The 9,158-nt window shown below is 63.9% G+C and carries 11 protein-coding genes; 5 read left to right on the top strand and 6 right to left on the bottom strand.

Annotation, left to right across the window (positions count from 1 at the left end; translation table 11 throughout):
• The 5 genes from EN991_RS12265 to EN991_RS12245 form a co-directional block, all read left to right on the top strand.
• Nucleotides 1-505 (top strand): NAD(P)-dependent oxidoreductase (locus EN991_RS12265; protein WP_281058796.1); only part of this gene is annotated, 505 nt, incomplete at its 5' end.
• Nucleotides 506-760: 255 nt separating this feature from the next.
• Nucleotides 761-1,792 carry a 2-aminoethylphosphonate ABC transporter substrate-binding protein gene (locus EN991_RS12260; protein WP_127368841.1) on the top strand — a complete coding sequence of 344 codons (1,032 nt, stop codon included), beginning with the start codon at nt 761-763 and terminating at the stop codon, nt 1,790-1,792.
• Between the two features lie 29 nt (nt 1,793-1,821).
• Nucleotides 1,822-2,967, top strand: a complete 1,146-nt coding sequence (locus tag EN991_RS12255; RefSeq protein ID WP_024502486.1) for an ATP-binding cassette domain-containing protein — start codon at nt 1,822-1,824, stop codon at nt 2,965-2,967.
• Complete coding sequence (locus EN991_RS12250; RefSeq protein WP_127368840.1) at nt 2,960-3,817, top strand: 2-aminoethylphosphonate ABC transporter permease subunit; 858 nt, start codon at nt 2,960-2,962, stop codon at nt 3,815-3,817. The genes EN991_RS12255 and EN991_RS12250 overlap by 8 nt, the downstream gene beginning before the upstream one ends.
• Nucleotides 3,818-3,820: 3 nt before the next feature.
• Nucleotides 3,821-4,618 (top strand): ABC transporter permease subunit, encoded by a 798-nt coding sequence (locus EN991_RS12245; protein ID WP_013533032.1) that lies wholly within the window; start codon nt 3,821-3,823, stop codon nt 4,616-4,618.
• Nucleotides 4,619-4,632: 14 nt separating this feature from the next.
• On the opposite strand, the gene EN991_RS12240 is transcribed toward EN991_RS12245, so the two are convergent.
• From EN991_RS12240 to EN991_RS12215, 6 genes are all read right to left on the bottom strand, one after another.
• The gene (locus EN991_RS12240) at nt 4,633-5,088 is read right to left on the bottom strand and encodes a MaoC/PaaZ C-terminal domain-containing protein (protein ID WP_063167538.1); all 456 of its coding nucleotides are present in this window, start codon (nt 5,086-5,088) and stop codon (nt 4,633-4,635) included.
• Nucleotides 5,085-6,161 carry a Gfo/Idh/MocA family oxidoreductase gene (locus EN991_RS12235; protein WP_127365739.1) on the bottom strand — a complete coding sequence of 359 codons (1,077 nt, stop codon included), beginning with the start codon at nt 6,159-6,161 and terminating at the stop codon, nt 5,085-5,087. Before EN991_RS12235 ends, EN991_RS12240 begins: the two co-directional genes overlap by 4 nt.
• Nucleotides 6,154-6,483, bottom strand: a complete 330-nt coding sequence (locus tag EN991_RS12230) for an L-rhamnose mutarotase (RefSeq protein ID WP_127365738.1) — start codon at nt 6,481-6,483, stop codon at nt 6,154-6,156. Before EN991_RS12230 ends, EN991_RS12235 begins: the two co-directional genes overlap by 8 nt.
• A 9-nt stretch (nt 6,484-6,492) precedes the next feature.
• Nucleotides 6,493-7,605 (bottom strand): mandelate racemase/muconate lactonizing enzyme family protein, encoded by a 1,113-nt coding sequence (locus EN991_RS12225; protein ID WP_063167541.1) that lies wholly within the window; start codon nt 7,603-7,605, stop codon nt 6,493-6,495.
• Between the two features lie 5 nt (nt 7,606-7,610).
• Nucleotides 7,611-8,708 carry a sn-glycerol-3-phosphate ABC transporter ATP-binding protein UgpC gene (gene ugpC / locus EN991_RS12220; protein ID WP_127368839.1) on the bottom strand — a complete coding sequence of 366 codons (1,098 nt, stop codon included), beginning with the start codon at nt 8,706-8,708 and terminating at the stop codon, nt 7,611-7,613.
• Between the two features lie 4 nt (nt 8,709-8,712).
• The coding region (locus EN991_RS12215) for a carbohydrate ABC transporter permease (RefSeq protein WP_164769003.1) at nt 8,713-9,158 on the bottom strand (446 nt) is incomplete at its 5' end.

The following is a 9,158-nucleotide window of genomic DNA, read 5'->3' as shown; positions in this document are numbered from 1 at the left end:
CGTTCTCGGCTTCGATCCCGGTGTCGATGTCGCAACCATGCGCACCGCCGGCATCGAGAAGGTAGAAGACCTCCACGTCATGCTGCGCGCCTGCGATTTCGTTTCCCTCCACTGCGTGCTGAACGACAGGACGCGCGGCTTGATTGGTGAAGCCGAGCTCGCTTGCCTGAAGCCTTCCGCTATCATCGTCAACGTCTCGCGCGGCGCGCTGATCGACGAGGCCGCCCTTGTCGAGGCGATCATCTCGGGGCGCATCGGCGGCGCCGGGCTCGACGTCTATTCGGTCGAGCCGCTGGCCAAATCGGGCCATCCGATGAGCGCGCTGTTCGGCCGCGACAACGTCATCCTGTTTCCGCATCTCACCTTCTTCACGCAGGGGGCCATGCGCCGGCTCGAAGACGACACGCTCGCGCGCTGCTTCGAAATTCTCGAAGGCCGGCCGGTTACCGTTCGTTCGTTCGACCCGCGGCTGCGGGCGCAGACATCTGGGGTTTCATTCGGCTGACCATCACCATCTCTGCAGCCAATCGCGGGCCTTCCGCGAGGCCGGAATCGAAGCCAGGCCAGCGTTGCGACAGTTCCATGACAACTATCAGGTAAAGTTTGCCTCTCATAAAATAAATAGATTTTACTTATCGATCCTCAGTCCCCAAAGTCGGCACAACGACGAGATCGAACGGTGCCGCATAAGGCTCCGGCCTACAGGCGAGATCGTCACAGTGCATCGCAGAATGTGCCATCAATCAAAGGGGAACTGAGCATGAAATTGCAAAAGGCAACCATAGCTATGGCCTTAGCCGCGTCGCTGTTGGCGTCGTCGGCTCTTGTCGGACCGGCACTCGCCGACGGCGTCGTCACCATCTATTCCGCCGACGGCCTGCATGACGGCAATGGCAGCTGGTTCGAGACCGAATTCGCCGCCTTCACCAAGGCCACCGGCATCACCGTGCAGTATATCGAGGCAGGTTCCGGCGGCGTCGTCGAGCGTGTCGCCAAGGAAAAGTCGAATCCGCAGGCCGACGTGCTGGTGACCTTGCCGCCCTTCGTGCAGCGGGCCGCGGCTGACGGCCTGCTGCAGGACTACAAGCCGGAAGCCGCCGACCAGATCGATGGCGGCACAGACAAGTACCGGCCGCTGGTCAACAACTATATGAACTTCATCTACAACAGTGCCGTCCTGCCGGAAGCGCCAAAGGCCTACAACGACCTGCTCGACCCGAAGTTCAAGGGCAAGATCCAGTATTCTACCCCCGGCCAGGCCGGTGACGGCACCGCCGTCATGCTGCAGATCATCCACGCCTTCGGCAGCGAGGATGCCGGCTTCGAGTTCATGAAGAAGCTGCAGGACAACAATGTCGGCCCCTCCGCTTCGACCGGCAAGCTGACCGCGCTGGTCAACAAGGGTGAGCTGCATGTCGCCAATGGCGATCTGCAGATGAACATGTCGCAGATGGCCGACAATCCCAATATCAAGGTGTTCTGGCCGGCTGGACCTGACGGTGTGCGCTCCACCTTCGCGCTGCCCTATGAAATCGGCCTGGTCACCGGCGCACCCAACGCAGACAACGGCAAGAAACTGATCGACTTCCTGCTCTCCAAGGAAGCCCAGTCGAGCATCAGTTCCGTTGCGCTCGGCATGCCGGCTCGCAAGGACGTCAAGCCGGATGACGCCAACTTCGCCAAGGCGCAGGAGGCGATGAAAGGCGTGACCATCTGGTCGCCGAACTGGGACGACGCGCTGAGCAAGCTGCCCGATTATGTCAAGCGCTGGAACGAAGCGACCGGAAGTTGATCCGCAAGGGAAACCCGGAGGACCACGCCATGTCGGCCGCAGCCTTTACTGGTACCAGTGTCATGGACATCGACGCCGCGAAGGTTCGCGGCGCCGGCTCCAATGTCCATTTCGACAAGGTCAGCGTTGCCTATGGCGCGCATGTCGTCCTGCATCCGCTGACCCTGGATATCGCACCTGGCGAGATCCTGGCGATGATCGGCCCATCCGGCTCCGGCAAGACCACGGCCCTGCGCGCCGTGGCCGGCTTCGTGCGGCCCGCCAGCGGGCGGATCCGCATCGGCGCCACCGATGTGACCGATCTGCCGCCCTATGAGCGCGGCCTCGGCATGGTGGTGCAGAACTACGCGCTGTTTCCGCATATGCGGGTCGAGGACAACGTTGCCTTCGGCCTCAGAGCACAGGGCGCCGACAAGGCGCTGATCGGCGAGCGGATCAAGGATGCGCTCGGCACTGTCGGCATGTCGGCCTATGCCCGGCGCTATCCGCGCGAGCTTTCGGGCGGACAGCAGCAGCGCGTGGCGATTGCGCGTGCCTTGGCCGTGCGGCCGCGCGTGCTCCTGCTCGACGAGCCGCTCTCGGCGCTCGACGCCCAGATCCGCCGCAACATGGTCGAGGAGATTGCGCGGCTGCACCGCAGCCTGCCCGGCCTGACGATCCTCTATGTCACCCACGACCAGACCGAGGCGCTGACGCTTGCCGACAAAATCGCCATCATGCGCGACGGCAGGGTCTGTTCGCATGGACCGACGACCGAACTCTACCGCCGCCCGCCAAACCGTTTTACGGCCGAGTTCCTCGGCCGCGCCAATCTTCTTCCGGTAACGGTTGCCGAGGCCGTCGGGTCGAAGGGATTTGCCACGGCAAGGCATGGTGACGCGCTGCTGACCGGCGCCGGCCGCAACGAGAAGGCCGGCGACAAGAGCCTGCTCTGTATCAGGCCGCAGCATCTCAGCCTGACCGCCGACAGCGACCATACCAACCGCATCGTGGGCACGCTCCAGGAAGTGCACTGGCAGGGCGAACTGACCCATCTCGTGCTCGACGTCGACGGCACGCCGGTGCGTGTCTCGGCGACCAGGCTGCCGATCGCCTTGCCCGAACCCGGCGCCAAGGTGCCGCTGTTCTTCGCGCCCGCCGACACCTCGCTTCTCCCGGAAGACGCCGGTGTCTGAGGCCGTCACACTTCGCGCGCCGGCGTTTCGGAGGGAACCCGGCAAGCTCTGGATAGTGCCACCGGCGGCCCTGCTGGCGCTGCTGTTCTTTTATCCGCTGGCGCTGATCGCCCGGCAGGCCTTCCTCGACGACAGCGGCGTCGCCAATGTCGCCGAAGTCATCCGCGTGCTGCATTCGCGCTTCTTCCTCAACGCGCTGATCAACACGGTGTCGATCTCGGTCGCGGCGACAGCCGGATGCCTGGTCGTCGGCCTCGTGCTGGCGCTGATTCTGGCCTTCGTGCCGTTCCCCGGCAGCGGCTTCATCGCCCGGCTGATCGATACTTTCATCGCGCTGCCGACATTCCTGGTGACGCTTGCCTTCACCTTCCTCTATGGCTCCGCCGGCATGCTCAATGCCGGGCTGATGGAGACCTTTTCGCTGCCGCTGCCGCCCGTCGATTTCCTCTATTCCGCGTGGGGTGTGATCCTGGCCGAGGTCACTGTCTACACACCCTTCATCCTGCGGCCGCTGCTCGCCGCCTTTTCGCTGGTCGACCGTGGCCAGATCGAAGCGGCGAGCGTGCTCGGCGCGCGGCCGTTTCGCATCGTTCGCCAGGTGATCCTGCCGGCGGCAATCCCGGCACTCATCGCCGGCGGCAGCCTCTGCCTGTTGTTGACCGTCAACGAATTCGGCATCGTGCTGTTCATCGGCGCCAAGGGCGTCATCACCCTGCCGCTGCTGATCTACGGCAAGGCGATCCAGGAATCGGCCTATCAGGTCGCCTGTATCATCGCCGTCGTCAACATCGCGCTGTCACTCGGCCTGTTTGGCCTCTACCGTTTCGCCGCCGGCCGGTTGGGAGCCTAGCCTATGCTGGTCTGGTCACGCTCCGGTCGTCTTGTCCTGTGGGTGCTCTTCGCACTGATCTTCGGCGTGCTGTTCCTGGCGCCGCTCGCGGTCATCCTCCTGTCCAGCCTCGCCGACCAGTGGAACGGCGTGCTGCCCAACGGCCTGACGACGGAGCACTACACTGATGTCATTTCCGGTGCCGCCGGCAGAGCGGTCAAGGCGAGCCTGGTCACCGGCTTCCTGGCCAGCGCGCTGGCGCTGGTCAGCGGCACCTGGGCGGCCCTGTCGCTGCGCCTCCAGGGCCATGCCTTGCGGCGGCTGCTCGGCCTTTTGTTCTTCATCCCAAGCGCGGTCCCTTCGGTGTCTGTCGGCCTTGGCCTGCTGGTTGCCTTCAGCCATCCGCCGCTGCTGCTCAACGGCACGATCGCGATCGTCATGATCGCGCATTTCGTGCTGATCTCGGCTTTCACCTTCGGCAATGTCTCGGCTGGACTGGCGCGGCTGTCGCCCGACTTCGAGCAGGTGGCATCGAGCCTCGGCGCTCGCCCGGCCTACCGGCTTTGGCACGTCACACTGCCCTTGCTCGCACCCTATCTGGTCGCCGCCTTCGGTCTCAGTTTCGCGCTGTCGATGGGGGAACTCGGCGCCACCGTCATGGTCTACCCGCCGGGTTGGGTGACGCTGCCGGTCTCGATCTTCAGCCTTACCGATCGCGGCGACATCTTTGCCGGTGCGGCACTGACAATGATCCTGGTCGTGGCGACGCTGGTTCTCTTGCTCGGGCTGGAGCGCATTACCAAGCGCGCTACCGGCTCGTAGGACTTTCCCGAGTCTCAGCCCTGCGCCGGCCTGCGTTCGACGATGTAGATGTGGTCTGCCGCCAGCACCACGTCGCCGCGCTGGTTGATCACCTCGCACCGCTCGATCACCCGTCCTGAACCCGGCCGCTTGGGATCGTCTTCCTTGACCGCGATGGTGGTGCGCGTGCGGATTGTGTCGCCGATGAACACCGGCTTGATGAAGCGCAGCCGGTCGTAGCCGTAGGAAAAGGCGACAGGGTTAACGACGCTCGCGGTCAGCCCGATGCCGACCGAGAACACCAGCGTGCCATGCGCGATGCGCTGGCCGAATGGCGTCGTCTTCATGTACTCGGCGTCCATGTGGTGCGGAAAGAAATCGCCGGTGTGGCCGGCATGGACGATGAAGTCGGTCTCGGTGATGGTGCGGCCGCTTGTTAGGCGCGACGCGCCAATCTCGTAATCCTCGAAATACTTGATCTGTTCCATCAGGGTCTTTCCGCAATCGGCGTCGCCGGTGCCGCGCTCGACTGATACGCCGCCTCGACCAGCGCCATAGTGCTCCAGGCATCTTCGACGGGGCTTATCAGCGTATCATCTTCTCCGGTCGCAAAGCGCTGGACATTGGCCATGCGGCCGACGAAGGCATCGGGAAACCACTCGCCGGCCAAAGGCACGGCGATCCAGCCCGTTCCGCCCTTCGGATAGATCTCCAATACATCCGGTTCGCCCTGGGGATAATCGAGGTTGAGACCCAGCTTGAGATAGGCGGCACCCTCTGTGCCGCAGATGCGGAACTCGCAGGCCTGATGCCGGCGACCGAATTTGTGGTCGTGGTTGATCGACAGCGCGCAACGCACGGTGTCGCCATAGTCGAGAATGGCGCTGGTGCGCGTCTGCGCCACCTTATGGTTGGGATGGCCGAGTGTCTTGGCGTGCACGCCTCTGGGGTCGCCGAGCAACTGCCGGATCAGGTCGAGATAGTGGATCGAATGCATGGCGATCTCGACGCGCGGCGCCTTGAGCAGGAATTCCCAAAGCTCCCATGGTGTCGCCAGCGCCAGCCAGGCGTCGAAGTCGACGATCTCGCCGAGCCAGCCCTTGCCGATGGCATCCTTCAGCGCCAGCATCATTGGCGCGAAGCGCAATTGGAAGTTCACCGCCGCGTGCAGCCTCCTGGCGCGGCAGATTTCGAGGATCGCGGTCGCCTCGGCAAGATTGCTGCCCATCGGCTTCTGGATCAGCGCCACCGCGCCGTCAGGCAAGGACTTCAGCACATCGGCATGATGCGACGGCGGGGTGGCAAGGTCGAAGATCGCGCCCTCGACAGCAGTCGCTTCTTCGACCGAGCCAAAGGCCGTCACGCCCCATTGGCTGGCCAGCTTTTCAGCCCTGACATGATCAGGATCATAAAGCCCGGCAACCGGAAAGCCGGCCTTCCGGTAGGCTGGGAAATGCGCGTCGCCGACGATCGATCCCGCGCCGAAGGTGACGATCGGCCGGGGTCTTGAGGGTTTTGGCCAGGATTGAACGAGCAAGGCAGGGTCGAAGCCGCCTTCAGTCATGATGGAAGACCTCATCCATCTCGGCCCACCACTCGCCCTCCTTGCGGGTCGCCAGCGGCTCCTGGCAGGGCATGCAGACGGCCCACCATTCCTGCGTCTTCGGGTCGGCCGCCATCTTGGCCATGTCGGCGGCATAGTCGGTGCCGTGGTATTCAAAATAGGAAAACAGCAGGTTCTCCGGCCGCTTCAGGTAGATCGAATAATTCTTGATGTTGCAGGCCGAGATCATGGTCAGCACGCCGGGCCAGACGGCGGCATGGAGGCGGACATACTCCTCGACCTTTTCCGGCTTCAGTCCGAGAATCATCCCCATCCGCTGCATATCAGTCTCCTATTTCGTGATCGCCGTGGTGAATTCGGCGATGCTCATGGCCTTGACCGCGTCCCAGTCCCAATCGATGCCGATTCCCGGTTCGTCGGGCGCCAGCGCCTGGCCATCTTCGATGCGCATGCGCTTGCCGGTCAACTGGTCGAGCTGCGGAATGTACTCGACATATCGGCCGTTCTGAACAGCGCAGGTCAGGCTGACATGCAGTTCCATCAGGAAATGCGGGCAGACCGGAATGTCGAAGGCCTCTGCCGCGTGCGCAATCTTGAGCCAGGGCGTGATGCCGCCGATACGGCCGACATCGACCTGCACGATCGAGCAGGCGCCTTTCTGCATGTACTCGCGAAAATGGCGGAGGGAGTAGAGCGACTCGCCGATGGCGATCGGCGTCGGCGTCGAGTTCGACAATCGCACATGCCCGTCGATGTCGTCTGCCGGCAGCGGTTCCTCGATCCAGGCGAGGTCGAGCTCACGCAGCCTCGCAGCGCGCCGGATCGCTTCGTCGACCGAAAACCCCTGATTGGCGTCGGTCATGATCTCGTAGCCGTCGCCGACCGCCTTGCGCACCGCCGACAGGCGGGCAAGATCCTCCGACCCGTGCGGCCTGCCGATCTTGACTTTCGAGCCGCGAAATCCCTTCGCCTTGGCGGCCAGCGCATCGTCGACCAGCGCCTGCGTCTCGATGTGCAGCCAACCGCCTTCGGTGGTGTAAAGCGGACAACGATCCTTGGCGCCGCCGGCGAGTTTCCACAGCGGCAGGTTTTGCTTCTTGGCCCGCAGATCCCACAGTGCGGTATCGATCGCCGCGATGGCGATCGCGGTGATCGCCCCGATGGTCGTGGCATGGGTGGCGAATTCGAGATCGTGCCAGATCGCCTCGATCATGTCGGGATCGCGGCCGATCAGGCGCGGCACCAGATGGTCCGAGAGCAGCCGCATCACCGACGAACCGCCGGTGCCGATCGTGTAGCTGTAACCGGTGCCGACCGCACCGTCGGAATCGGTGATCGTGACGATCGGCGTTTCCTGGCTGACGAAGCTCTGGATCGCGTCGGTGCGCTTGACCTTGGGCACAAGGTCCACCATGCAAAGGTCGACTTTCTCGATTCTGGCCATGCCGATCAGCTCCGCAATGTCTTTCCGGTCTCAGTGGCAAACAGATGCGCCTGCGACATGTCGAGGCTCATGGCGACCCGCTCGCCCGGCCGCAGTGGCCTCGGGTTCAGCATGCGCGACACCCAGTCCGTGCCGTTGAATTCAACGAACACCAGCGTCTCGTTGCCGAGCGGTTCGGTGACCGTGATCGGCAGCTCGACCTGGTGGACATCGGCCGCGCCACCGGAACTGATGCCATGGCCGGTCGGGTAGATGTCGTCCGGCCGCAGCCCGAACACGACCTTGTCGCCGGTCGCGACATTGGCCTTGAACTGGCCGGGCAGCGGCAGCTTCTCGCCGCTGGCGAAAACCATCTGGCCACCGTCGACCGTCGCCTCGTGCAGGTTCATGGGCGGCGAGCCGATGAAGCCGGCGACGAAGCGCGTCGCCGGCCGCCGGAACACCTCGTCGGGCGTGCCGACCTGTTCGATATGGCCGTCGCGCATGATGACGATGCGGTCGGCAAGCGTCATCGCCTCGACCTGGTCGTGGGTGACGTAGATCACTGTCGACTGCACCTTGGCATGCAGCTTCTTGATCTCGGTGCGCATCTGCGTGCGCAATTTGGCGTCGAGATTGGAAAGCGGTTCGTCGAACAGAAACACATCGGGGTCGCGCACGATGGCGCGGCCCATCGCGACGCGCTGGCGCTGACCGCCGGACAGTTGCGACGGGCGGCGGTCGAGCAACGTGTCGAGGCCGAGGATGGCCGAGGCCTCGGCGACGCGGCGGTCCATGTCTTCTTTGGCGGCGCCGGCGATCTTCAGGGAGAAGCCGAGATTCTCGCGCACCGTCATGTGCGGATAGAGCGCGTAGGATTGGAACACCATCGAGATGTTGCGCGAGCGTGGCGGCAAATCGTTGACGATGCGTCCGCCGATCTCGATCGAGCCGGCGCTGATTTCCTCCAGCCCGGCGATCATGCGCAGCGTCGTCGACTTGCCGCAGCCGGACGGGCCGACCAGCGCAATGAACTCGCGGTCGGCAATGTCGAGATCGATGCCGTGCACGATCCCAACAGTGCCGTAGCGCTTGGTCAGCTTGGTGAGGGTAACGGTTGCCATGGGATCAGCCTTTCACCGCGCCGGAGGTCAGGCCGCCGACAAGGTGTTTCTGGACTATGTAGGTGAGGGTGAGCGCCGGGATGATCATCACCACGGCCAGCGCGCACATGCCGCGCCAATCGATGGTGAACTCGGCCGTGTAGTCGAGCAGGCCGACCGGCAGCGTCTTGGCGCTCACCGAGCGGGTCAGCTGCGAGGCCAGCGCGAACTCGTTCCAGCAGGTCAGGAAGGCGAAGATCGCGGCCGACGCAATGCCCGGTCCGGCGAGCGGAAACTCGACCTGCCAGAACGCCTGCCAGCGGGTGCAGCCATCGATCTGCGCTGCTTCCGCGAGGTCCTTGGGCACCTGGCGGAAGAAGCCGTCGATCAGCCAGATGGTGAACGGCACGTTGAGCGCGACATAGGCGAGGATCAGCCCGAAATGGGTGTCGATGATGCCGAGCCGCACAT

This window comes from Mesorhizobium sp. M7A.F.Ca.US.005.03.2.1 (assembly GCF_003997795.1).
GTDB lineage: Bacteria > Pseudomonadota > Alphaproteobacteria > Rhizobiales > Rhizobiaceae > Mesorhizobium > Mesorhizobium ciceri.
The sequence above is the reverse complement of the archived record's forward strand: the minus strand, read 5'-3'. Positions and strand labels throughout refer to the sequence as shown.

Excerpts from the sequence above, each read along its gene's own strand:
- EN991_RS12235 (WP_127365739.1), bottom strand. The coding sequence starts at position 6,161 with ATGACTGAAGGCGGCTTCGACCCTGCCTTGCTCGTTCAATCCTGGCCA.
- EN991_RS12245 (WP_013533032.1), top strand. The coding sequence starts at position 3,821 with ATGCTGGTCTGGTCACGCTCCGGTCGTCTTGTCCTGTGGGTGCTCTTC.
- ugpC (WP_127368839.1), bottom strand. The coding sequence starts at position 8,708 with ATGGCAACCGTTACCCTCACCAAGCTGACCAAGCGCTACGGCACTGTT.
- EN991_RS12255 (WP_024502486.1), top strand. The coding sequence starts at position 1,822 with ATGTCGGCCGCAGCCTTTACTGGTACCAGTGTCATGGACATCGACGCC.
- EN991_RS12230 (WP_127365738.1), bottom strand. The coding sequence starts at position 6,483 with ATGCAGCGGATGGGGATGATTCTCGGACTGAAGCCGGAAAAGGTCGAG.
- EN991_RS12260 (WP_127368841.1), top strand. The coding sequence starts at position 761 with ATGAAATTGCAAAAGGCAACCATAGCTATGGCCTTAGCCGCGTCGCTG.
- EN991_RS12225 (WP_063167541.1), bottom strand. The coding sequence starts at position 7,605 with ATGGCCAGAATCGAGAAAGTCGACCTTTGCATGGTGGACCTTGTGCCC.